The organism is Tsukamurella sp. NPDC003166 (assembly GCF_040611135.1).
Classification (GTDB): Bacteria; Actinomycetota; Actinomycetes; order Mycobacteriales; family Mycobacteriaceae; genus Tsukamurella.
Window position 1 is genome coordinate 14,656 of the sequence record NZ_JBEXNL010000025.1, and the last position, 22,535, is coordinate 37,190.

At 69.8% G+C, this 22,535-nt stretch carries 27 protein-coding genes; 7 read left to right on the forward strand and 20 right to left on the reverse strand.

Going from position 1 to position 22,535, the window contains the following annotated elements:
- Positions 1-18: 18 nt before the first annotated feature.
- Both ABZX10_RS20980 and ABZX10_RS20985 read right to left on the reverse strand, forming a co-directional pair.
- Positions 19-1,341 (reverse strand): deoxyguanosinetriphosphate triphosphohydrolase, encoded by a 1,323-nt coding sequence (locus ABZX10_RS20980; RefSeq protein WP_355544593.1) that lies wholly within the window; start codon positions 1,339-1,341, stop codon positions 19-21.
- Positions 1,342-1,809 (reverse strand): cold shock domain-containing protein, encoded by a 468-nt coding sequence (locus ABZX10_RS20985; RefSeq protein WP_355544596.1) that lies wholly within the window; start codon positions 1,807-1,809, stop codon positions 1,342-1,344.
- 50 nt (positions 1,810-1,859) lie between these two features.
- Between ABZX10_RS20985 and ABZX10_RS20990 the strand changes: the two genes are divergently transcribed.
- Entirely contained in the window at positions 1,860-2,270 is a 411-nt protein-coding gene (locus tag ABZX10_RS20990; RefSeq protein WP_355544599.1) for a lipoprotein LpqH, read from the forward strand.
- A 55-nt stretch (positions 2,271-2,325) separates the two neighbouring features.
- Here ABZX10_RS20990 and ABZX10_RS20995 read toward each other — a convergent pair whose 3' ends face one another.
- A complete protein-coding gene (locus ABZX10_RS20995) occupies positions 2,326-3,729 on the reverse strand; it encodes a glycine--tRNA ligase (RefSeq protein ID WP_355544602.1) in 1,404 nt (467 codons plus the stop codon).
- A 178-nt stretch (positions 3,730-3,907) separates the two neighbouring features.
- Here ABZX10_RS20995 and ABZX10_RS21000 point away from each other — a divergent pair, with 178 nt between their 5' ends.
- Both ABZX10_RS21000 and ABZX10_RS21005 read left to right on the forward strand, forming a co-directional pair.
- Entirely contained in the window at positions 3,908-4,249 is a 342-nt protein-coding gene (locus ABZX10_RS21000; protein ID WP_355544710.1) for a metalloregulator ArsR/SmtB family transcription factor, read from the forward strand.
- 95 nt (positions 4,250-4,344) lie between these two features.
- Positions 4,345-4,722 carry a Fur family transcriptional regulator gene (locus ABZX10_RS21005; RefSeq protein ID WP_355544713.1) on the forward strand — a complete coding sequence of 126 codons (378 nt, stop codon included), beginning with the start codon at positions 4,345-4,347 and terminating at the stop codon, positions 4,720-4,722.
- 33 nt (positions 4,723-4,755) lie between these two features.
- On the opposite strand, the gene ABZX10_RS21010 is transcribed toward ABZX10_RS21005, so the two are convergent.
- The 5 genes from ABZX10_RS21010 to ABZX10_RS21030 are packed head-to-tail and all read right to left on the reverse strand — an operon-like array spanning position 4,756 to position 8,199.
- Positions 4,756-5,361 (reverse strand): TetR family transcriptional regulator, encoded by a 606-nt coding sequence (locus tag ABZX10_RS21010; RefSeq protein WP_355544605.1) that lies wholly within the window; start codon positions 5,359-5,361, stop codon positions 4,756-4,758.
- Positions 5,358-6,542: an FAD-dependent oxidoreductase gene (locus tag ABZX10_RS21015; protein ID WP_355544608.1), complete on the reverse strand. Its 1,185-nt coding sequence runs from the start codon at positions 6,540-6,542 to the stop codon at positions 5,358-5,360. Before ABZX10_RS21015 ends, ABZX10_RS21010 begins: the two co-directional genes overlap by 4 nt.
- Positions 6,539-6,727: a rubredoxin gene (locus tag ABZX10_RS21020; RefSeq protein ID WP_068521261.1), complete on the reverse strand. Its 189-nt coding sequence runs from the start codon at positions 6,725-6,727 to the stop codon at positions 6,539-6,541. Before ABZX10_RS21020 ends, ABZX10_RS21015 begins: the two co-directional genes overlap by 4 nt.
- 51 nt (positions 6,728-6,778) lie before the next feature.
- Entirely contained in the window at positions 6,779-6,940 is a 162-nt protein-coding gene (locus ABZX10_RS21025; RefSeq protein WP_355544612.1) for a rubredoxin, read from the reverse strand.
- Complete coding sequence (locus ABZX10_RS21030; RefSeq protein WP_355544615.1) at positions 6,937-8,199, reverse strand: alkane 1-monooxygenase; 1,263 nt, start codon at positions 8,197-8,199, stop codon at positions 6,937-6,939. The genes ABZX10_RS21025 and ABZX10_RS21030 overlap by 4 nt, the downstream gene beginning before the upstream one ends.
- A gap of 211 nt (positions 8,200-8,410) precedes the next feature.
- Here ABZX10_RS21030 and ABZX10_RS21035 point away from each other — a divergent pair, with 211 nt between their 5' ends.
- From ABZX10_RS21035 to ABZX10_RS21045, 3 genes are read left to right on the forward strand one after another with little or no spacing between them, the layout of a single operon-like run.
- On the forward strand, positions 8,411-8,839 hold the full coding sequence (locus tag ABZX10_RS21035; protein WP_355544619.1) for a MarR family transcriptional regulator: 429 nt from the start codon (positions 8,411-8,413) through the stop codon (positions 8,837-8,839).
- Between the two features lie 29 nt (positions 8,840-8,868).
- Complete coding sequence (locus ABZX10_RS21040; protein ID WP_355544622.1) at positions 8,869-9,291, forward strand: organic hydroperoxide resistance protein; 423 nt, start codon at positions 8,869-8,871, stop codon at positions 9,289-9,291.
- 34 nt (positions 9,292-9,325) lie between these two features.
- Positions 9,326-10,321 (forward strand): zinc-binding dehydrogenase, encoded by a 996-nt coding sequence (locus tag ABZX10_RS21045; RefSeq protein ID WP_355544625.1) that lies wholly within the window; start codon positions 9,326-9,328, stop codon positions 10,319-10,321.
- Between the two features lie 61 nt (positions 10,322-10,382).
- Here ABZX10_RS21045 and ABZX10_RS21050 read toward each other — a convergent pair whose 3' ends face one another.
- Genes ABZX10_RS21050 through recO form a run of 3 tightly spaced genes read right to left on the reverse strand, consistent with a single transcriptional unit; the run spans position 10,383 to position 12,368 of the window.
- Complete coding sequence (locus tag ABZX10_RS21050) at positions 10,383-10,790, reverse strand: hypothetical protein (protein WP_355544628.1); 408 nt, start codon at positions 10,788-10,790, stop codon at positions 10,383-10,385.
- Positions 10,787-11,593 (reverse strand): isoprenyl transferase, encoded by an 807-nt coding sequence (locus ABZX10_RS21055; protein ID WP_355544631.1) that lies wholly within the window; start codon positions 11,591-11,593, stop codon positions 10,787-10,789. The genes ABZX10_RS21050 and ABZX10_RS21055 overlap by 4 nt, the downstream gene beginning before the upstream one ends.
- The gene (gene recO, locus ABZX10_RS21060) at positions 11,571-12,368 is read right to left on the reverse strand and encodes a DNA repair protein RecO (protein ID WP_068572882.1); all 798 of its coding nucleotides are present in this window, start codon (positions 12,366-12,368) and stop codon (positions 11,571-11,573) included. Before recO ends, ABZX10_RS21055 begins: the two co-directional genes overlap by 23 nt.
- A 408-nt stretch (positions 12,369-12,776) precedes the next feature.
- On the opposite strand from recO, the gene ABZX10_RS21065 reads away from it, so the two are divergent.
- On the forward strand, positions 12,777-12,989 hold the full coding sequence (locus tag ABZX10_RS21065; RefSeq protein WP_355544634.1) for a hypothetical protein: 213 nt from the start codon (positions 12,777-12,779) through the stop codon (positions 12,987-12,989).
- 3 nt (positions 12,990-12,992) lie between these two features.
- Here ABZX10_RS21065 and era read toward each other — a convergent pair whose 3' ends face one another.
- From era to dnaJ, 9 genes are all read right to left on the reverse strand, one after another.
- On the reverse strand, positions 12,993-13,931 hold the full coding sequence (era, locus tag ABZX10_RS21070; protein WP_355544718.1) for a GTPase Era: 939 nt from the start codon (positions 13,929-13,931) through the stop codon (positions 12,993-12,995).
- 14 nt (positions 13,932-13,945) lie between these two features.
- On the reverse strand, positions 13,946-14,269 hold the full coding sequence (locus tag ABZX10_RS21075) for a cytidine deaminase (protein ID WP_355544637.1): 324 nt from the start codon (positions 14,267-14,269) through the stop codon (positions 13,946-13,948).
- Positions 14,266-15,582, reverse strand: coding sequence for a hemolysin family protein (locus ABZX10_RS21080; RefSeq protein ID WP_355544640.1), 1,317 nt, complete (start codon positions 15,580-15,582; stop codon positions 14,266-14,268). The genes ABZX10_RS21075 and ABZX10_RS21080 overlap by 4 nt, the downstream gene beginning before the upstream one ends.
- Positions 15,583-15,585: 3 nt before the next feature.
- Complete coding sequence (gene ybeY / locus ABZX10_RS21085; RefSeq protein WP_355544643.1) at positions 15,586-16,125, reverse strand: rRNA maturation RNase YbeY; 540 nt, start codon at positions 16,123-16,125, stop codon at positions 15,586-15,588.
- Positions 16,122-17,171 carry a PhoH family protein gene (locus tag ABZX10_RS21090; protein WP_355544646.1) on the reverse strand — a complete coding sequence of 350 codons (1,050 nt, stop codon included), beginning with the start codon at positions 17,169-17,171 and terminating at the stop codon, positions 16,122-16,124. Before ABZX10_RS21090 ends, ybeY begins: the two co-directional genes overlap by 4 nt.
- Before the next feature lie 105 nt (positions 17,172-17,276).
- Positions 17,277-19,643 carry a serine/threonine-protein kinase gene (locus tag ABZX10_RS21095; protein ID WP_355544650.1) on the reverse strand — a complete coding sequence of 789 codons (2,367 nt, stop codon included), beginning with the start codon at positions 19,641-19,643 and terminating at the stop codon, positions 17,277-17,279.
- Between the two features lie 47 nt (positions 19,644-19,690).
- Entirely contained in the window at positions 19,691-20,497 is an 807-nt protein-coding gene (locus ABZX10_RS21100) for an alpha/beta fold hydrolase (protein ID WP_355544653.1), read from the reverse strand.
- Positions 20,473-21,261, reverse strand: coding sequence for a 16S rRNA (uracil(1498)-N(3))-methyltransferase (locus ABZX10_RS21105; protein WP_355544656.1), 789 nt, complete (start codon positions 21,259-21,261; stop codon positions 20,473-20,475). Before ABZX10_RS21105 ends, ABZX10_RS21100 begins: the two co-directional genes overlap by 25 nt.
- 6 nt (positions 21,262-21,267) lie before the next feature.
- The gene (gene dnaJ / locus ABZX10_RS21110; RefSeq protein WP_355544659.1) at positions 21,268-22,434 is read right to left on the reverse strand and encodes a molecular chaperone DnaJ; all 1,167 of its coding nucleotides are present in this window, start codon (positions 22,432-22,434) and stop codon (positions 21,268-21,270) included.
- Positions 22,435-22,535: the final 101 nt, after the last annotated feature.

Sequence of the window (22,535 nt, forward strand, 5' to 3'; positions counted from 1 at the left end):
GTTCGAGTGTACTGCCGCTCAGCCCTCGAGGACCTTCTGGTCCAGCCGCTCCAGCCGCGTCTCCGTCATCGACGCGATCTGGTCGATCACCACGCGCAGGCGGACGGCGTCGGAATCCGCGGCGAGGTACGCGGGCGAGTACAGCGGGTCGATGTTCGACGGTGAGGCACCCATCAGGTAGTCGGCGACGCGAAGGATCCGGTCCCGCTGCCCCTGCTGCACCGCCAGGTGCAGCTGATTCGAGTAGATGTACTGCAGCGCCATGGTTTTCAGCAGGATCACCTCGGCGCGCACCGACGACGGCACCGCGACATCGGCCTCGTAGCGGCACACGGGCTCGTTGCCGGTAGCGGCGCGGGTCGCGTCGATCGCGGCCGACGCGAACCGGCCCACCAGCTCGCTCGTCATCCGCTTGAGGGCGACGGACGAGGCGAGGCCACCGTCGTACTGCGCGGCCGCGGCGACGACCTCGAAGGAGGCGAGGCGGGCGCCGGCCTCCTCGAGTTCGGCGGCCTCGGCGCCGCGGAAGCTGTCGGCGCCGAAGCCGGACAGGCTGCGCACCTCCTCGCGCGAGGACAGCGCGCGCAGGTCCAACCGGCCCGACAGCACACCGTCCTCCACGTCGTGCACCGAGTACGCGACATCGTCGGACCAGTCCATGACCTGCGATTCGAGGCTCTGACGGGTCCCGTGCGGCCCGTTCTCGCCGCCGCGCATCCAGTCGAGGACGTGCGCGTCGTCGTCGTACACGCCGAACTTGCCGCCGGGCTCGCGCCGCAACCACGGGTACTTCGTGGCCGCGTCGAGGGCGGCACGCGTGAGGTTGAGGCCCACGGACCGTCCCTCGGCGTCGAGAACCTTGGGCTCGAGCCGGGTGAGGATGCGCAGGTTCTGGGCGTTGCCCTCGAAGCCGCCGATGTGCCGGGCCACCTCGTCGAGCGCGCGCTCGCCGTTGTGGCCGTAGGGCGGGTGGCCGATGTCGTGCGCGAGGCCGGCGAGGTCGACGAGGTCCGGGTCGCAACCGATGCCCAGCGCGATGCCGCGGCCGATCTGGCTCACCTCGAGCGAGTGGGTCAGGCGGGTGCGTGGCGTGTCACCCTCGCGCGGTCCCACGACCTGCGTCTTGTCCGCGAGGCGACGGAGGGCGGCGCTGTGCAGCACGCGCGCGCGGTCGCGGGCGAAGGCGGAGCTGTGCCCCTCCCAGCGCAGCGCCTCCCACTGCGGACCGGAGAACAGCGTCGGTTCCGGATCCGCCTCGAGGCCAGCCGTTTTGGGCCGCTCGGCGACGAGCCTCTCGACATCGGCCGGCTGGTAGGCCGCCGGACCGGGCAGCAGCGGCACCTACTCGGTGACCCAACCGCGCGAGAAGGCGAAGTCCGCGATCCGCTGGCGGATCTCGATGATCTGGCCGGCGGTGAGATCGTCCGAGGAGTCGAGCAGCAGCTCGGTCAGCTCGTCGACGAAGGACTGCATGTCGAGCGCGCCGGCGGCGGCGCGCGGTGCGGAGTCCCGACGGGGCGCGTGCTCACGCCGATCGCCTCGGTCGCCCCGGTTGTCGCGCTGGTCACGGTTGTCCCGCCGGGGCGCCGACGATGCCGCGGGCGCGCCGCCCACGACCGCCACGTTCACGGCCTTGAGCCCCTTGTCGCCCTTCTCGACGTCGAAGGTCACCGCGGTGCCGGGCCGCAGGGCCGACTCGTCGAAGTCGATGTCGTTCACGTGGAGGAAGACGTCCTCGCCGCCCGCATCGGGCGCGAGGAAGCCGAAGCCGCGCTGCGTGTCGAAGTGGACCACCTTACCGTTCGTCATGCCATCGAGTATCCCACGGCGCACCGCTATCCGGCCGGTACGGTGTGTCTATGAAAATCGCGCCAGTCGTCCTCGCGGGCGGCGTCCTGGTCGCCCTCGCGGCCTGCACCTCCCCCAACACCGACTCCAGCACCGTGGTCGAGATCGACGGCAAGACCGAGAGCGCAGCCGAATTCGTCAATGCGGGGTGCACCCGCAACGGCGAGTCGATCACCATCGGATCCGGCAGCGCGCAGACGGCGCGGGGCATCGGCGCCATGCTCACCGAGGGCAATCCGCCTACCGTGTCGAGTCTGTTCATCGCCACCGGCGGCAACGTGATGACGGTGCTGAACACCCCTGTGGGGCAGGTCGGCTCGGCGAAGGCGTCGAAGGCCGGCAACCGTTACACGATCACGGGCGAGGCCCGCGCGGCGAACCTGAGCACCAAGAAGTTCCGCGTCGAGATCACCTGCAGCTAGAAACGTCGCCGCCCGCCCCGCGAGCTGCGGGACGGGCGGCGGCGTCGGCGCCTGATCAGCAGCCGGCCAGGCGCGCGGCCAGATACTGCTGGATCTCCGAGAGCGGCACCCGCTCCTGTTCCATCGTGTCGCGCTCGCGCACGGTCACGGCGTCGTCCTCGAGGGTGTCGAAGTCGACGGTGATGCAGAACGGCGTCCCGATCTCGTCCTGGCGGCGGTAGCGCTTGCCGATGCCCTGGGCATCGTCGAACTCCACGTTCCAGTACTGGCGCAGCTGCGCGGCCAGCTCGCGCGCCTTCGGCGAGAGCTTCTCGTCGCGGGAGAGCGGCAGCACCGCTGCCTTCACCGGCGCGAGGCGACGGTCCAGCTTGAGCACGACGCGGGTGTCGGTGCCGCCGTTCGCCTTCGGCACCTCCTCCTCGGTGTACGCGTCGACGAGGAAGGCCATCAGCGAGCGGGTGAGGCCGGCCGCGGGCTCGATCACGTACGGTGTGTACCGCTCGCCGGTCTGCTGATCGAAGAACTCCAGCGACTCACCCGAGTGCTCCGAATGGGTGCCCAAGTCGAAATCGGTGCGGTTGGCGATGCCCTCGAGCTCGCCGAACTCGCTGCCCGCGAACTCGAAGCGGTACTCGATGTCGACGGTGCCCTTGCTGTAGTGGCTCAGCTTCTCCTGCGGGTGCGTGAACAGGCGCAGGTTCTCCGGGTTGATACCCAGGTCCGTGTACCACTTGAGCCGGTAGTCGATCCAGTACTGGTGCCACTGGTCGTCGTCGCCGGGCTTGACGAAGAACTCCATCTCCATCTGCTCGAACTCGCGCGTCCGGAAGATGAAGTTGCCGGGCGTGATCTCGTTGCGGAAGCTCTTGCCGATCTGGCCGATGCCGAACGGCGGCTTCTTACGCGCCGTGGTCATCACGTTCTTGAAGTTCACGAAGATGCCCTGCGCGGTCTCCGGGCGGAGGTAGTGCAGGCCCTCCTCGGACTCGATCGGGCCGAGGTAGGTCTTGAGCATCATGTTGAAGTCGCGGGGCTCGGTCCACTGCCCCTTGGTGCCGCAGTCCGGGCAGACGATCTCCGACATCGGCACGTCGTCGGGGTTCACCTCGTCGCCCTTGGCGGCGCGCTTCTCGGCGTAGGCCTCCTGCAGGTGGTCCTGACGGTGCCGCTTGTGGCAGTTCAGGCACTCCACCAGCGGATCGTTGAAGACGGAGACGTGGCCCGATGCGACCCAGACCTGGCGGGGCAGGATGATCGCGCTGTCGAGGCCCACCACGTCGTCGCGCGAGGTGACCATGTTGCGCCACCACTGCTTCTTGATGTTCTCCTTGAGCTCCACACCCAGCGGCCCGTAGTCCCAGGCCGACTTCGTGCCGCCGTAGATCTCACCCGACTGGAAGACCAGCCCCCTGCGCTTGCACAGGTTGGCGACGGTATCGACTTTGGTTGCTTTGGCCACGGCGCGCTTCATCTCCGAGAAGGTTGTGGATAGGTAAGACGTACGGATCGACTCTACCGTTCGCCGCCCCGCCGGCGGCGCGATGGGACGTCTCCACCGGCGCGCTTGACGTAGTCGATGCCGCATATGAAAATGATTGTTGATAACAGGAGGTAGTCCCATTCCCACCGACATCGACATCGTCGCCGAGTGCCCCGTCGATCCCGAGTCCGCGCCGGACACGCAGCCCGATCCCGAGGTGCTCATCGCCACCGGCGACCTGCTGCGCGCCCTCGCCGCGCCGGTCCGGATCTCGATCGTGCTCGAGCTGATGCACTCCGAACTCTGCGTGCACCAACTGGTGGACGCGCTCGGCGTGACCCAGCCGCTGGTCAGCCAGCATCTGCGGGTGCTCAAGTCCGCGGGCGTCGTCCGCGGCGAGCGCAACGGCCGGGAGATCATCTACCGCCTCGTCGACGACCACCTCGCGCACATCGTGGTCGACGCCGTGGCCCACGCCACCGAACGGGCGGGCGCGTGACCGAGGCGACGCGCGCAGCGAAGGGCACAGGTGGGCGCGCGACCAGTGCGGAAGGGCCGGCGACCGCGAGCGGCGCTGCGTCACGGGGCACGGGCATCCGCGCGACGAAGCAGCGCGGCGCCATCACCCACGCGCTGCAGTCGGTGTCGGAGTTCAAGTCGGCGCAGGAGCTGCACGAGCAGCTGCGCACCGACGGGGAGTCGATCGGCCTGACCACGGTGTACCGGAATCTGCAGGCGATGGCCGACGCCGGCGCCGTCGACACCCTGCGCACCGACAGCGGCGAGGCCCTCTTCCGGCTGTGCTCCGACGAGCACCATCACCACCTGGTGTGCCGGGAGTGCGGGCGCACCGTCGAGGTCACCGACCGGTCCGTGGAGGCCTGGTCCGCCCGGACCGCCGCCGCCCACGGCTTCACGGAGGTCACGCACACGCTGGAGATCTTCGGGCGGTGCGCCGACTGCTCGGCGTGAGCGCCCCGGCAGCCCGACGGGACGCCGCGGTCGTCAGGCCCGGACGGCCTGGGTGAGGTACGGCGACAGCACGACCGAGACCTCGCGCGCGGCCTCGTCCGGCCCCTCGATCGGCATCGTCAGGTGACTGAAGGCGAGACGCACCAGCACGGCTGCCGCGACCTGGGCCTCGGACCGCCGGACCTGTGCCCAGCTCATCGCCAGGATCTCCGCGAGCCCCTCGGTGGCCCGCTGCATGATCGGCGTACCGTCGATCGTCACGATGCCCATGAGGTCGCGGTGCGGGTTCGGGCCCACGATGTTGAGCACCACCGGGTCGCCTATACCGATCTGGAACACCCCGCGCATCGCGTCCTCGACGGCAGCGTCGATCCGGCCGGGATTCGCGTCGATCCGCTCCTGCACGAAGGCGAGCAGTCCGTCGACGAACCGCGTCACGTAGGCCACGGCCATCCCCTTGCGGGAGCCGAACTCGTTGTAGAGCGTCTGCCTGCTGACGCCGGCCTCCCGGGCGACGGCCGCCATGGTGACCGCCGACCACTCGTGGCCGCGCAGGAACCCGCTCACGGCATCGAGGGCCTGATCCCGCACGGACTGCTTGGGGGCGGCATCGGCGTCACGCCCGGCGAGGACGGTCATCGCACGACCGCCGCCGCGATCTGCTCGGCGAGCTCCCCGCGCGCCGCGCGGAGTTCCTTCGGCCGGCCCATCGCGATGGCGCCGACGAACGATCCGCCGCGGTTGCAGCGGGCGAAGAAGGCATCACTGGAACTCGTGTCCATCGAACCGTCCACCTCCAGCGCGTCCTCCGCCGCGGGCCATCCCGCGAACTGCAGCACCGCACCGAACTGGGCCGACCAGCCCCACGGGACCGTGGGCGCCGGCGACTCGCCGAGGAGCACCTGCGCGACGGCCGTGCCCTGGTCCTGTGCCGCCGACCAGTTCTCAGCCCGGTAGGTGCCACCCTCCAGCGGATGGGGCACCCGTGCGCAGTCGCCGATGGCGTACACGCCGTCGGCGGATGTGCGGTACCGCTCGTCCACCAGGATACCGTCGTCCACCCGCAGTGCCAGCCGCTCGGCGAGCCCGGTGTCGGCGGCGGAGCCCACCGCGACGACGAGCACGTCCGCGACCAGCGCGGCACCGTGGGGCAGCGCAACCGCTACCTGGTCGGTCTCGACGGTGATCTCACCCGGCCGGACGCCGAGCAGCAGGTCGATCCCGGCGTCGCGCTGCAGAGCGGCGAGCCGCTCCCCGATCGACGGGGGCACGACGCGGACCAGGGGCAGTGGCGCGGGTTCGATGACGGCGACCGAGGCGCCCAGCTTCGCGGCGGCGGATGCCACCTCGGAGCCGATCAGACCGGCACCGAGCACGATCACGCTTCCGGCCCGGCCCAGTTCGTCGCGCAGGCCCACCGCGTCGGCGAAGTCGCGGAGGTACCGGACGCGGGGCCCGGGCGGCAGGCCCGGCAGGTGCCGGGCCGCGCCGCCGGTGGCCAGCACCAGCGAGCCGTAGGTGAGGGCGGAACCGTCGGACAGCTCCAGGGTGCGCGGGCCGGTCTCGCCGCCGGTCACGGTGACTCCCGTGCGGACCGTGACGCCGATGTCCGACCAGTGCTCGGCGGGCTTGATGAGGGCCTTCTCGACCGGCATGCCCGCGAGCAGTACGTCCTTCGACAGCGTGGGCCGCCGGTACGGAAGGTGTGGATCGCGCCCGATGAGGGTCACGTCCCCGTCGTATCCGCCGGTCCGCAGCGCCAGGGCCGCGGTGGCGCCTGCGACGCCCGTGCCGACGATCACCACACTGTCGGTGCTCATGCTCGCGACACCTCGACCATCTCGAAGTCGGCCTTGGCGGCGCCGCAGTCGGGGCAGGACCAGTCGTCGGGGATGTCGTCCCAGCGGGTGCCGGGCTCGATGCCGTCCTCGGGCCAGCCCTCGGCCTCGTCGTACTCGAATCCGCACTGGAGGCAGCGGAACAGCTTGAAGGGTGCGTCACTCATGATGGATTCCTCTCGTGTTCTTGCTGTTTCGGTGTTGCGGTTGCGGCCGGGTCAGACCGGCTCGAAGTCGATCTTGTCGCGGACCCCGCAGTCGGGGCAGTTCCAGTCGTCGGGGATGGTGTCCCACGCGGTACCGGCCGGCCAGCCCTCGCGGGGCGCGCCCGCCGCTTCGTCGTACACGTAGTCGCAGACGGGGCACTGGAAGGAGCTCATGCTGCGGCCTGCTCTCCGGTCGTCGTGGCGCCGTACTTCGCCAGCACCTTGTCGCGGACACGGGGGTGGATGTTGACCTTGGTGATGTCACCGTCGTAGTGGTCGAGGACGCGGTGGTCCATCAGCCGGCGCCACAGCGGCGGGAAGTAGGTCAGGCCGATCAGCGTGGCGTAGCCCTGGGGCAACGACGGAGCCTCCTCGAACGACCGGAGCGTCTGGTAGCGGCGCGTGGGGTTCGCGTGGTGGTCGCTGTGGCGCTGCAGGTGGTACAGGAAGACATTGGTGATGATGCGGTCGGAGTTCCAGGAGTGCTTCGGGGCGCAGCGCTCGTAGCGGCCGGAGGCCAGCTTCTGGCGCAGCAGGCCGTAGTGCTCGAGGTAGTTCACCGACTCCAGCAGACTGAACCCGTACACGCCCTGGAGGATCAGGAAGGGCAGCACGTACCAGCCGAAGCCGGCGACCAGGGCGCCGAACAGGACGACGGTCATGATCCAGGCGTTGAGCACGTCGTTCTTGAGCGTCCAGGGGCTCTTGCCGAGCCGCTGGAGACGGGTCTTCTCCAGCTCCCACGAGGACTTCAGGCTGCCCCACACGCTGCGCGGCAGGAACTCCCAGAAGGTCTCGCCGAAGCGGCCGGACGCGGGATCCTCCGGGGTGGCGACACGCACGTGGTGGCCGCGGTTGTGCTCGATGAAGAAGTGGCCGTACATGGCCGGCGCGAGGGTGAGTTTGGCGATCCATCGCTCGTTCTCGGGCTTCTTGTGGCCGAGTTCGTGGCCCGTGTTGATCGCGATGCCGGCGACGACGCCGAGGCTGAGAGTGACGCCGATCTGGCTGATCAGGCCGAGCCCGCCGCCATCGGCGTAGACGCCGCCGAGCCAGGTCAGATTGTCAGCGGTGATGAAGTAGCACATCGCCACCAGCGACAGCAGCTGGAAGGGCAGGAAGATGTAGGTGAGCCACTTGTAGTACGTGGAGTTCTCCAGCGCCTCCATCACCTCCTCCGGCGGGTTCTCGCCGTCGTCTCCGGCCTTGATGTCGACGATCGGGAGGATCACGTACAGGAGGATGGGGCCGATCCACCAGAGCACCGGCGCGAGGTACATCAGCGGGGTGCTGCCGATACCCAGCAGCATCATGAGCCCGACCGCGAAGAACAGGGCGGTGGGAACGAACAGGCCCCACAGCCACAGGCGCTTCTTGTGGTCGGTCCAGACGGCGGGGTTGCCGTCCGCGTCGATATAAGCCAGGCCCTTCATGGTGCCCTCCTTATCCTTGTCGCCCCGGGTGGGGCTGTGACTGATGTCATACGCTCTGGCACGAGTATTTGACACTTGAGCCTCATTTGTCAAGTGATCCATGGACATCTTTCGTATAGATGTAAACCTGCAGGTAGACAGCCTGGAGAGATTTGTCGATACGGCGGAATTTTTGATTGCATCCAATTGAATTGTGTGCAATCATTCTTGGGTGGATGCGGACCAGACACTCGACTCGCAGCTGTGCTTCGCCCTGTACTCAGCGGCGAAGGTGGCCTCCAACGCGTACCGCGAGGAGCTCACGGCTCTCGGGCTGACGTACACCCAGTACGTGACCCTGCTCGCCCTGTGGGAGCGGGACGCGGTCACAGTACGGGCGCTCGGCGAGCGCCTGCAGCTCGACAGCGGCACGCTCTCCCCCCTCCTCAAGCGTCTCGAGGGGATGGGCTACGTGGAGCGCCGCCGCGATCGGTCCGACGAACGACTGGTGACGGTTCACGTCACCGACGCCGGCCGCGCCCTGCAACCCCCGGTCGCGGCCGCCCGGAGGCGCGTGTACGAGGGCTTCGACTTCCCCGTCGAGGACGCCGTCCGGCTCCGCGATCTCGCCACCCGCTTCAGCGACGCTCACACCCGATAGACCCAGACCCGACGAAGAGGAGAACGACAATGGACGCCGTGTACACCGCCGAGGCCATCGCCACCGGGGCCGGCCGCGACGGCCGCACCCGCACCGACGACGGGCGGGTCGACCTACAGCTGGCCATCCCTCAGGAGATGGGCGGCTCCGGCCAGGGCTCGAACCCGGAGCAGCTCTTCGCGGCCGGCTACGCCGCGTGCTTCCATTCGGCCCTGCAGATGGTCGCCCGGGCGCAGAAGGTCGACCTCGGCGACTCGAGCGTGGGTGCCCGAGTCGGCATCGGCCCCAACGGATCCGGCGGGTTCGGCCTGACCGTGGCCCTCGAGGTGGTCATCCCCGAGGTCGAGCACGACGCCGCCCAGGCGCTCGCGGATGCCGCCCACCAGGTCTGCCCGTACTCGAACGCGGTGCGCGGCAACGTCGATGTCACCGTGACCGTGGCCGACGACTGAATCGCTTCACCACCCTACGAAGGAGACATCACCCATGCGCGCACTGATCCAGGACGAGTTCGGCGACCCCGCGAGCGTCCTGTCCGTCCGTGACGTCCCGCTCCCGGAACCCCGCCCCGGCCAGGTCCGGGTCCGAACCCTGCTCTCCCCCATCCACAATCACGATCTCTGGACCGTGAAGGGCGACTACGGCTACAAGCCCACGATGCCCGCCGCCGCAGGCTCCGAGGCCGTCGGCGTCATCGACGCCCTCGGCGAGGGGGTCGAGGGATTCACCGTCGGCCAGCGCGTCGCCACCGGTTCGGCGTTCGGCACCTGGGCGGAGTACTTCGTCGCCGGGGCCGCGGGCTTGCTGCCCGTCCCCGACACGATCCCGGACGAGGCCGCCGCGCAGTTGTTCTCGATGCCCTTCAGCGCGATCAGCCTGCTGGACTACCTGAACGTCCAGCCCGGGCAGTGGATCGTGCAGAACACCGCGAACGGCATGGTCGGGCGCCTGCTCGCGCAGCTCGCCACCGCCCGCGGGATCAACGTCACGGGCCTGGTCCGACGGTCCGCCGCCGTCGACGAGCTCGCGACCTTCGGCGTGACGAACGTGATCGCCAGCGATACCGAGGGCTGGCGCGCACGCGCCAAAGAGCTCGCGGGCGAGGCCGGCTACGCGGCCGCCGTCGACTCGATCGGCGGCGCGGCGAGCACCCAGCTCGCCCTCCTCCTCGGTCAGCGCGGCACACTCGTCTCGTTCGGCGCGATGAGTGCCACCAACCCCGGCGAGGGCGCGATGTTGGAGATCCCGGTCAACGTCGCGATCTTCAAGGAGATCGTCGTCAAGGGTTTCTGGGGCCGCACCGTGAGCCAGGAGATGGATCCCGCGAAGCGTGCCGAGCTGATGGGCGAGGTCGTCCAGGGCGTCGCCGCGGGCACGCTCGCGCTCCCGGTCGACGGGGTGTACCCGCTGGACGAGATCTCCGCTGCGGCAACCGCGAGCGGTCGTCCGGGCCGCGTGGGCAAGGTCCTGCTCCGCCCCTGATCAGATCGGCGGAATGTGCGGTCATTCGTACTCATGATCATGAGTACGAATGACCGCACATTCACGCGACGAGGCGGCGGCGCGCGTCGACGCCCTGCGCCAGGACGAACAGCACGAACTCGCGCAGCGCGCTCCCCGCGAGCGTGCCCGCCGGGAACGAGTAGTGCAGCACCAGATCGGCGGAGACCTCCCGCTCCATGAGCCGCAGCGATCCGAACTGCACCGTCTCCGCGACGGAACGGACGTCGGCGCGCAGGTCCTCGCTGAGCGGGAGGTCCCAGGCCACGACCTGGGTCAGCGAGTACACGTCCACGTCGCGGGCGAGTTCGAACACCTGGACCGAGGCGGGCGTGTCTCCGAAATCGATGAGCACCGCCTGACTCTCGTCGCGCCGGAGCGCGACCCCGTCGGCCAGCGCGGACTCGAGGCGCGAGCGCAGCGCATCGAGCCGGGGATCCTGTGCCGTCACTGCGCTCCCCCGAACCGGCGGTCGCGCTGGGCGTACTCGAGGCATGCGGCCCAGAGGTTGCGTCGGTCGAAGTCCGGGAACAGCGTGTCCTGATAGACGTACTCGGCGTAGGCGCTCTCCCACAACAGGAAGTTCGAGCTCCGCTTCTCGCCGGACGGGCGGAGGAAAAGGTCCACGTCCGGCATGTCGGGCTGGTACAGGTACTGCTGGAAGGACTGCTCGGTGATCCGGTCGGGGTTGATCTCCCCCGCCGCGGCCCGACGCGCGATCTCCCGTGCGGCGTCGACGATCTCGGCCCGGCCACCGTAGTTGACGCACATCGTCAGGGTCATGACGGTGTTGTGCTTCGTGAGCTCTTCGGCGACCTCGAGTTCCTTGATCACGCTGGCCCACAGGCGGGGACGACGACCGGCCCACTTCACCCGGACGCCCATCTCGTGCATCTCGTCGCGGCGGCGCCGGATCACATCGCGGTTGAAGCCCATGAGGAAGCGCACCTCCTCAGGGCTGCGCGACCAGTTCTCCGTCGAGAACGCGTACGCCGACAGCTGCTTCACGCCGATCTCGATGCACCCGCACACGGTGTCCATGAGCACGGCCTCGCCGCGCTTGTGGCCCTCGGTGCGGGCCATTCCGCGTTCCTTGGCCCAGCGGCCGTTGCCGTCCATCACGAGGGCGACGTGGTTCGGGACCAGCTCCGCGGGGATCTCCGGGGGCGTCGCGCCGGAGGGGTGCGGGTCCGGTGGCCTGACGGTGACCGGTGCCGGTGGTGTCTTCGACCTACCCCGCCGCAGTCCCGGCACCGTCGACCTCCCTCTCACCGGCCGCGAGGGCCGGACTGTGCGGCGCGTGCCGCTCGATCATCGGCAGCGATCGCAGCTGCCGTCCCACGTGCCACTGTAGGTGCGCGGCGGCCAGGCCCGCGCCCTGCCTGCGCACCCGGTCGCCCATCGTCTCGGCGAAGTCGAAATCGGCCCGGGCCAGCGCGGCCATCAGGTCCAGCACGCCCTGCCCCGGCACCGCCGACCCCGACGGGCGGCAGTGCACGCAGACCGCGCCGCCCGCGGCCACGTGGAAGGCGCGGTGCGGCCCCTCGTCGCCGCAGCGGGCGCACAGCGTGAGAGCGGGCGCCCAGCCCGCCGAATCCATGGCGCGCAGCAGGAACGAGATCAGCACGAGGTCGCGGTCGCGCACGCCCGCCGCGATCGCCCGCAGGGCCCCGACGGTGAGCCGGTGCAGCTCCGGCGCGGGGGCCCGCTCCTCGCCCGCGAGCCGCTCCGCGGTCTCGATCACCGTGCAGGCGGTGGTGTACCGGCCGTAGTCGCCCGCCAGATCGCCCGAGTAGGCGGCGATGGAGTGCACCTGCGTCACCACGTCCAGGCTGCGGCCGGGATGCAGCTGCAGGTCGACATGGGCGAACAGCTCCAGCCGGGCACCGAACCGCGACCGCGGCCGGCGCACCCCCTTCGCGACCGCGCGGACCAGGCCGTTCTCCCGGGTCAGCAGCGTGAGGATGTAGTCGGCCTCCCCCAGCTTGTGCTGCCGCAGCACCACAGCGCTGTCCCGGTACGACCTCATGAGGAACATCATCCCACCCCGCGCCGACACGCACCCCCACGCCGCGCCGCCGAACTTGTCGGTGGGGCGGCGCACGATGAGATCAGATTCGATTTCTTCGGGGGGAGAGGTCATGACACCGGGATGGGCCACGATCATCGTCGGTACCGCAGCCGCCATCATCGCGATCGTGACGATCGGCCAGAAGCGGCTGGCGGACAATCGCAAGGAGTGGTGGACACGGTGCCAATGGGCACTGGAAGCCACCTACTCCGACAACGTCGATCACCAACGGGACGGGTGGGCGCTCGTGGACGATCTCATCGACTCGCCACTGGTCACGACCACGGAACGACGAGTTGCGATCAGGCTGGCATTCACGCGATATCGCAGGGATACTCAAGATGCAAACCGGTCAGGGGGTCAGAGATGAGCGAAGCGGTAGAGACCACGACACCGATCGACGTTCGGCGGGCGATGCTCCGGGTCGTGGTGAGCGGCATGCGCGGGTTCAAGGATCCGGTTCCCCAGCAGATGATCGACTTCGTCGAAGGTAGGACCGACGACCCCGGCCCCCTGCCGGACATCGAGAAGTACCGCCACATGAAGCCCAGCTGGTGGCAGCGGATGCTCGGCCGCTGAACCCTAGAAGCCCAGACGCCCCAGCTGCTTCGGGTCGCGCTGCCAGTCCTTGGCGATCTTCACGTGCAGCGACAGGTACACCTTGCGGCCCAGGAGCTTCTCGATCTCCTCACGCGCGGCGGTACCCACCGACTTCAGGCGCGAGCCGCCCTTGCCGATGATGATCGCCTTCTGCGAGGACCGCTCCACGTACAGCAGCGCGTGCACCTCGAGCAGAGCGGGCTTGCCGGACTTCTCCTGCGCCGGGGTCTTCTCCCGCTCGACCACCTCCTCGATGACCACGGCCAGCGAGTGCGGAAGCTCGTCACGCACGCCCTCGAGCGCCGCCTCGCGGATCAGCTCGGCCATCATGGTGTCGTCGTCGGTGTCGGTGACCTCGCCGTCCGGGTAGAAGGCGGGCCCCGGCTTCATCTTCGAGGCGACCAGCTGGACCAGCTCCTCGACCTGCTCCCCCGACGTCGCCGACACCGGGATCACGTCGCAGCCCTCGCCCAGGAACGCGGAGACGGCCAGCAACTGCTCGGCGACCCGGTCCCGGCCCACTTTGTCGATCTTGGTGACCACGCCCATCAGCTGCGTGCGCGGTGCCATGTGCCGCACCTGATCGAGGATGTACTTGTCGCCGGGGCCGATCTTCTCGTCCACCGGAATGGTCAAGCAGATGAGATCGACCTCGGAGTAGGTGTCGCGCACCAGGTCGTTGAGCCGCTGCCCCAGCAGGGTCCGCGGGCGGTGCAGGCCGGGCGTGTCCACCAGCACCAGCTGGCAGTCGGGCCGGTTGACGATGCCACGGATCGTCGAGCGGGTCGTCTGCGGCCGCGAACTCGTGATGGCCACCTTGGTCCCGACCAGGGCGTTGGTCAGCGTGGACTTGCCCGTATTGGGCCGCCCCACGAAACACACGAACCCGGACCGGAAGTCCTCGTCTCCGTCGCCGTCCATCTGGATCTCCTCGGTCACCGTCGGGCCTCCCCGCGCTCGTCGAACAACAGAATCGGCGCCGCCGGCGACACCTCGTGCAGCGCATCGGCCCCCGGGTCGTCGGGCCCCTGGGCTCCCACCAGCACAGCAGCCTCGAAGCCCTCCGCCCCGGAGCTCAGCGCGGTCGCGACCGCGACCTGCAACCCCGTCAGCGCCAGGGACCGCAGGGCGACGGGCGCCCCGGCGTACGTGCGGCCGTCGAGATCCCGGACCGCCGCGCCGTGCGCGGCCCCGGCCCGGCCCATCGCGCCGCGTGCCAGGGTCACCAGCTTGCGGTCCTCGTCGGAGACGTCCATCATGCGGATTCCTTCTCGTCGCCGGCGGCGCCGTCGTCGGACGACTCCGGCTCGGGTGGTACGCGGCGCACGAGCACCGTGGTGATCCGCAGCCGGCCGCGGCGGTTCGTGGTCCCCTCGGCCTCCAGGAGCAGTCCGTGCGCGCGGGCCTCGGAGCCCGGCAGAGGCACCCGCCCCAGTGCGAGGCCGAGCAGGCCGCCGACGGTGTCGACCTCGTCCTCCTCGATGTCCTCGTCGAACAGCTCCCCCAGGGTCTCGAGATCGAGGCGCGCGGACACCCGGAAGAGCCCGTCGCCGAGCTCTTCGACGGGAGCGATCTCGCCGGCGTCGTACTCGTCGGTGATCTCGCCGACGATCTCCTCGAGCACGTCCTCGATCGTGACGAGGCCCGCGATCGAGCCGTACTCGTTGACCAGCACGGCCATGTGATTGTTCGTGTGCTGCATCTCGCGGAGCAGCGCATCGACGGGCTTGGAGTCCGGCACGAAGACCGCCGGCCGGGCCATCCGGCCGACCTCGATGGCGTGCCGGTCGGCACCGTCGGGGAGGGCGACGAGATCCTTCAGGTAGACCACGCCCCGCACGTCGTCGACGTTCTCCCCGATGACGGGGATGCGCGAGTGCCCCGAGCGCACCGCGAGCCGCGTGGCCTGCGAGACGGACTTGTCCGCCTCGATCCACACGATCTCGGGGCGCGGGACCATGACCTCGCGCGCAGCGGTGTCCCCGAGCTCGAAGACGGACTGGATCATCTTGCCCTCGTCCTCGGCGACCACGCCGCGCTGTTGCGCGAGGTCCACGAGCTCGCGCAGTTCGACCTCCGTCGCGAACGGGCCGTTGCGGTAGCCGCGACCCGGCGTGATGGCGTTACCGAGGAGGATGAGCAGCCGGGTGATCGGGCCCATGAGGATCGCGATCGCCTGCAGCACGACGGCCGCGGTGCAGCCCAGCGTGTACGCGTGCTGCCGGCCGAGGGTGCGCGGCCCGACGCCGATCAGGACGTAGCTGATCACCGTCATCAGCGTTCCCGTGAGCACCGCGGTCCACACCACCGTGAGGTAGCGATCGAGGACGAGGAAGACCAGCACCGTGGCGAGCACCTCGCACGCCGTGCGCAGCAGCACCACGAGGTTGACGTACATCGGACGGTTGGCGAGCACACGCTGCAAGCGCCGCGCACCGGGGCGGCCGTCCTCGACGAGGTCCTCCACCCGGGCAGGGGACACCGTGAGCAGCGCCGAGTCGAGCGCCGCGAACAGGCCGCCCAGCAGGACGAGCACGACGACGCCGACGATCAGCAGGATCGACGAGAACACGCGTCAGTCCCGCCGCCCCAGGAAGCCCGTGCGGCCCAGCAGCTTGTCGTCGCGCGCGGACTGCCGGGCCAGGCGGTCCCGCTCGCGCTGGTGCGCGTAGTAGTCGGCGAGGATGCCGTCCTGGAGCGCGAACATCTCCCGCTCCTCCTCCGGCTCGGCGTGATCGAAGCCGAGGAGGTGCAGCACGCCGTGCACGGTGAGCACGTTGAGCTCGTGGCCCGTCGAATGTCCGGCGGCCTCTGCCTGCTCTGCGGCGAACTGCGGGCACAGCACGATGTCGCCGAGGGTCGCGGGACCCGCGTCCACCATGTCCGGCCGCCCGCCCGGGGTGAGCTCGTCCATGGGAAAGCTCATCACGTCAGTGGGGCCGGGCAGGTCCATCCACTTGACGTGCAGGTCGGCCATGGTGTCCAGGTCGACGGCGAGCATGTTCAGCTCGGCGCCCGGGTGCACGTCCATAGCTGCGATGGCGAACGCGGCCACGGCCACGACCTCCGCCTCATCGACGTCGAAACCGGACTCGTTGGCGAATTCGATGCTCATCGGCGCCCCGGGATCCGTCGTGCGCCGCCCAGCTGCGGCCGCTTGGTCTCCGCCAGTTGCGCCTCGAACTGCGCGTAGGCGTCCACGATCTCGGCGACCAGCCGGTGCCGCACCACGTCGGCGCTGGTGAGCTCGGCGATGTGGATGTCGTCGATGCCGCGCAGGATGTCCACCGCGGCCCGCATCCCGCTGGTCGCTCCGCCCGGCAGGTCCACCTGGGAGGCGTCGCCGGTGACCACGATCTTGGAGCCGAAACCGAGGCGGGTGAGGAACATCTTCATCTGCTCGGCGGTGGTGTTCTGCGCCTCGTCGAGGATGATGAAGGCGTCGTTGAGCGACCGGCCGCGCATGAAGGCCAGCGGCGCCACCTCGATGACCCCGGCCTCCATGAGCTTCGGGATCGCCTCGGGGTCCATCATGTCGTGCAACGCGTCGTACAGCGGCCGCAGGTAGGGATCGATCTTGTCGTTGAGCGTGCCGGGCAGGAAGCCCAGCCGCTCCCCCGCCTCCACCGCCGGACGAGTCAGGATGATGCGGCTGACCTGCTTGGTCTGCAGCGCCTGCACGGCCTTCGCCATCGCCAGGTAGGTCTTGCCGGTGCCGGCGGGGCCGACGCCGAAGACGATGGTGTGCTCGTCGATCGCGTCGACGTACTTCTTCTGGTTGACCGTCTTCGGGCGGACCGTCTTACCGCGGCGCGAGATGATGTCGAGCGTGAGCACCTCGGCGGGCGACTCGCCGGAACCGTCGGTCATCATCGCGACGGAACGGCGCACCTCCTCCGGGCTCACCGCGACGCCGCTGCGGACCGCCGCGAGCAGCTCGGCGACGACGCGCTCGGCGAGCGCGACATCGGCCGGGGTGCCGGCCAGGGTGATGACATTGCCGCGGGCATGGACGTCGGCGCCGAGCACGCCTTCGAGGGCGCGCAGATTCGCGTCCGCGGGGCCGAGGAGTCCGAAGGTCAGCTCGATGGGGATCTCGATGGTGGACCGCGCCGGGGTCACGGCTTGGGCGCGGATATCGGAACTGTTGCTCTCTGGCACGCGGTGCGTCAATCCTTATCTCGACGGTGACCGTCCTGACGGGGCGGTTCTAGGTCCAGCTTAGTCCCCCGGACGATGGCGCCGCCTCAGAGATTCTCACGGCAATCACACCCCGCGCACGAGAGCCGGGGATGTCAGGTCCCCGACGTACACACCCGCCCCGAGAACCCTGAGCTCCGCGGCGTCCCCCGATGCCGTACGGAAGTTCGCCGACCAGCAGTAGCCATTGGGCTTGAGCGCGGCCACGGAACCGTAATCGCCGGTGGTGACGATGCAGGTGCCATCGGTTCCCAGCAGGCTCTTGATCTTCGTCGACCCGTCGCCGAGTCGGCCGCTCGCCGCCGTATACAGGTCGACCACCCAGTACGGTCCGCCGTTGCGGTAGCCGATCACCAGTTGCCGGCCGAACGCGGTGTAATCGGGGCTCGTCGTCGCCCGCACCACATCCTTGTCCACCTGACGCGTCCAGAGCAGCGTGCCCGTGTCGGGATTCACCGCCGCAACGGTGTCGGCCTGACCGTTGGGTTCTACGAGCGGCAACGACGGCGCCACATCGACCGTGGGAACCAGAGTCAGGAGAGCTCCAGATCCTGAAAGCGCCCCGCGACGCGTGCCATCCGACGCGAAGAATTCGATCGTCGCATCTCTCTTCACGGCGAATCCGCCCTGGTAGGCGGCCCATCCGCTACGCGCACTCCCTGTCGCCGGCAGTTCCGCCAGCACGGTGCCGTCGGTGATCCGGCGAAGCGTCGTGGTCTCCTTTGCCGGAACCAGCGGGTCCGCGGACGTGGTCTTCATGGTCACCGCGATCACTCCCGCGGCGGGCCCGCCCGCGACGGCGTACGCGTCCCACGGAATCGTCCATGCAGTCGAGCCGTCCGGGCGCAGCACCGCAGAACCCTTCATGGCGTCCTTGGCGAGAAAGACGCCGTTGGACGCCGCGGGCTGAAACCCGATGACCGCGTCGATCGGTTGCTTGATCCGGGTCGCAATGCGAGACACGAGATCGACTCGGATGAGGCCGCTCGGATCGCTAACCCCACACATCGCCACTTGGCCGGTCAGCGCGCAACTCGACACCCCACTCGCGCCCGGAACCGGGATGCTCACCTGTGACTTCCCTGTGTTTGCGTCGAGCACGTCGAGCGTGTTCACCTTCTCATCGCCGCGCGATACCTGGTACGTCACCAGAACGCGCGTGTCGTCGCCGCCCACGAACGTCGCGCCGGCCCGGGGATTCGGTGCTTGGAAGGTCCACCGCGACTGGGCGGGCGCGGCGGTGAGCGCCGGCATGAGCGGGCTCGCGAGCAGCGGCGTGAGCTTCGCGGCCTCCGGCGACACGGCACCGTCATACCCGTCACCGCTCGACTGGCCACCTCCCCCGCCGAAGGCGATCACCCCCACGATTGCCAGGACCACCGCCAGGGTGACTGTTCCGCCGATGAGCAGCGGGCGGCGGTTCCGGGCAGCGCCGCTCGCCTCGCGTGCCTCGACCTGTGCCGGGGGCGCCTGCGTCGGCGCGCCGCGGACGACGGTCGCAGCATCCGGCGCGATGGTGGACGGGACCGCGGAGCGCACGAGCGTGGGGTCACCGTCGGCCGCGCCGGGCGCACCGGCGCCGTCCGGGAGAGGAGCCGGTTCGTTCGCGCCGGCAAGCGCCTGCGTCAGGTCGGCGGCGAAGGCAGCACTCGACGGGTACCGCTCGCCGGGTGACTTCGCTGTCGCGCGGGCGAGCACCGCGTCAACGCTCGCGGGGAGCCCGGGCCGGGCGGTCCGCACGGAGGGCAGCGGCTGGCCGAGGTGCCCGGCCATGACCACCGCGGCGTTCGTCGCCGCGTACGGCGCGGCACCGGTGAGCAGCTGGAACGCGGTGCATCCGAGCGAGTACTGATCGGAGCGGCCGTCCAACTGCAATCCCTGGAGCTGTTCCGGCGAGGCGTAGTTCAGCGTGCCGACGGCGATACCGGTCCCCGTCAGGTCCGACGATTCCGCACCCATCCGGGCGATGCCGAAGTCACCGAGGAGCACCCGGCCGCTGGCGCTGAGCATGATGTTGGCTGGCTTGACGTCGCGGTGCACGAGCCCCGTCGCATTCGCCATGTCCAGCGCCGCCGCGACCTCGCTGACCACGGCAGCGACGCGATCGGCAGGCAGGCGCCCGCTTGCGGCGGCCACGTGCGCGAGGTCCTCGCCGTCGACCAGTTCCATCGCGATCCACAGGTGCCCGTCGAACTCACCCCGGTCGTAGACGCGGACAATCGCCGGGTGCACCAAGCCTGCGGCGAGATCCGCCTCGCGCTCGAACCGCGCGCGGAACTGCGGGTCGGCCGCGAACTGCGGCAGGAGCACCTTGAGGGCGTCCGATCGCGGCAGCCTTGGGTGGCGGGCGACGTAGACCTCGCCCATTCCGCCCGCACCGAGCATCCGCTCGATCGTGTACCCCGCGAACACCGCACCCGGTTGCAGCGCCATCCTTCGATCCCCACCCCTCCGACGCCATGGACGCGTCAGCGGCCAGGTTACGCGCCGGAGAGCTCCTCGATCGCGGCGACGGTGGCGGCGTGCCCCTTCGAACCCGGCTCGAGGAAGTCGTCGTGACCTTCCTTCTCGATCATCGTCAGCGTCACGTCGTTCATGCCGTTCTCCTGCGCCTTCTGCAGGAACCACTCGGAGAGCTGGTAGGGGACCTGCTCGTCGAGCCGCCCGTGGAGCGCCCGCACGGGGGTCGTGAAGGGCATCTGCCCGACGGGACTGGCCTCCGCGAAGGTGCGCTTGAGCAGCCGCGGGTTCGCGTTCGGGCCGAGGTCGAAGAGCAGCCGCATGGACTGGTCACCGTCGCCGCGCTCGATCAGGTCGAGGACCCCGCCGCGGGAGATGACGCCGAGCAGGTCGTCGGGCCGCTGCGCGGCGGCCCACACGGCGAGCGTGGCGCCGGCGCTGTGCGCGGCGACGATGTGCCCGGCGCCCTTCGCGAGCTTCGCGGTGCCGTAGTCGATGGCGGCGAGCACGTCCTGGCTGAGGATCGGCCAGGTCACGCCGGGCTCACCGACACGCCGGTACTCGACGTTCCACACCGGGTAGCCGCGGTCGCTCAAGTCCTTGGCGACCTTCGCCTCCATCTTCATGGTGTAGAGGCTGCGCCAGAATCCGCCGTGCACCAGCGTGATGAGCGGCTTGTCCGCATCGCCCGGGTAGAAGTGGCCGTGCTGCGAGTCCTCGCTGCCGTAGAAGATGCGACGCGCCATCGTGTCCGAGCCCTCCTGAGCCACCCCGCCGCACCGGCGTCCCACCGATCCGGCCGTCAGTCCGGCGGCGTGCCGGACCATCTGTCGGTCATTACTCCCAGAGCACCCAGGGCGACGGCGGCCGCGGTGGAAGTCCGTAGCACCGTCGGGCCGAGGAGCGCGGGCTGCGCGCCCATCCCGACCAAGGCATCCAGTTCCTCGGGGCTGATTCCGCCCTCCGGCCCCACCACGATAACGATGGTTCCGGTTACTGAGAAGTCAACCTGGCTCAGCGGGACCGCCGAACCCTCATGTAGGACAACTACATTCGCATCCATACTGGTGAGTAGTGGAACGAGTTCTCGTGTGGTCACGACGTCGTGGATCTCCGGAACGTACGCTCGCCGAGCCTGTTTCGCGGCCGACCGGGCGACCGCGCGCCACCGCGCGATCCCCTTCTCGGCCTTCGCCGAGCCCTTGCCCGAGCCCTTCCCACCGGACCCACCGCCGTCCCAGCGGGACACGCAGCGCGCGGCCTGCCACGGGATGATCGCGTCGATCCCCGCCTCGGTGGCCAACTCGACGGCGAGCTCGGAGCGGTCGGACTTGGGCAGCGCCTGCACCAGCACGACGCGCGGGGACGCGGGTGGCACCGTCCACGTCTGCGAGCAGCGCACCGTCACGTCGGCCTTGCCGACGACGGTCGCGGTGCACCGGGCGAAGCCCCCGGCACCGTCGGACAGGACGAGTTCCTCACCCACCCGGATGCGCCGCACCGCCGCGGCGTGCCGGCCCTCGTCACCGTCCAGCAGGTGCTCCTGCCCCTCGGCCGGGAGCCGGTCTGCGAGGAAGACGGTGGCCGCCACGGGCGGCTACCGTCCGGCGAAGGTGTCGCGCAGGCGGGAGAAGATGCCGCCGCCCTGGTCCTGGCCACCGCGGCGCGCCGCGTGCGGGCCCTCGCCCGGGAACAGTGCCTTGAGCTCGCGCAGCTTGTCGGCCTGCTTCTTGTCGAGCCGCGACGGGACCGCCACGTCGAAGTGGACGACGAGGTTCCCACGGACCTGCGAGTTGACCTGCGGCATGCCGTGGCCGCGCAGGACCTTGCTGTCGCCGGTCTGGGTGCCCGGCGGCACCTCGACGGTCAGCTCGCCGTCGATCACGGTGGGCACCGAGACCTCGGCGCCCAACGCCGCGTCGAACATCGGGACCCGAGCGGTGACGTGCAGCGTGCTGCCGTCGCGCGTGAGGAACTCGTGCTCACGTTCGGTGACCTCGACGTACAGGTCGCCGGCGGGGCCGCCGCCGGGGCCGACCTCGCCCTGGCCGGCCAGGCGCACGCGCATGCCGTCGCCGACGCCGGCGGGGATCTTCACGGTGAGGTTGCGGCGGGTGCGGACCCGGCCGTCACCGCTGCACTTGCTGCAGGGGTTCTCGATGATCTCGCCGACGCCCGCGCAGGTGGGGCACGGCCGCGAGGTCATGACCTGGCCGAGGAAGGAGCGCTGCACCGACTGCACTTCACCCGCGCCGCGGCAGGTGGGGCAGGTCGTGGGCTTGCTGTCGCCCTCGGTGCCCGAGCCCTGGCACTTGTCGCACAGGATCGCGGTGTCGACGGTGAGCTCCCGGCTCACGCCGTTCGCGCACTCGTCGAGGTCGAGCTCCATGCGGATCAGCGCGTCGTTGCCCTCGCGCACGCGGCCCCGGGGGCCGCGCCCGCCGCCGCCCATGCCACCGCCGAAGAAGGCCTCGAAGACATCGCCCAGGCCGCCACCGCCGAAGCCGCTGAATCCGCCGCCGCCGAAGCCGCCGGCGCCCGGCGAGCTGTCGAGCGGATCGCCGCCCATGTCGACGACGCGGCGCTTCTCCGGGTCGCTGAGCACCTCGTAGGCGTCGGAGACGTCGCGGAACTTCTCCTGCGCGGCGTCGTCCGGGTTCACGTCCGGGTGCAGTTCGCGGGCCAGCTTGCGGTACGCGCGCTTGATCTCCTGGTCGGAAGCCTTCGCATCGACTCCGAGGATGCGGTAGTAATCACGTGCCACAGCGGCGAATCCCTCTAACTCGTGGACGACAATCAGCGGACCTGCTCGGACCGCGCTCAACCCATGATTCCATCACCGGGCCGAATCGGACCATTCGCACA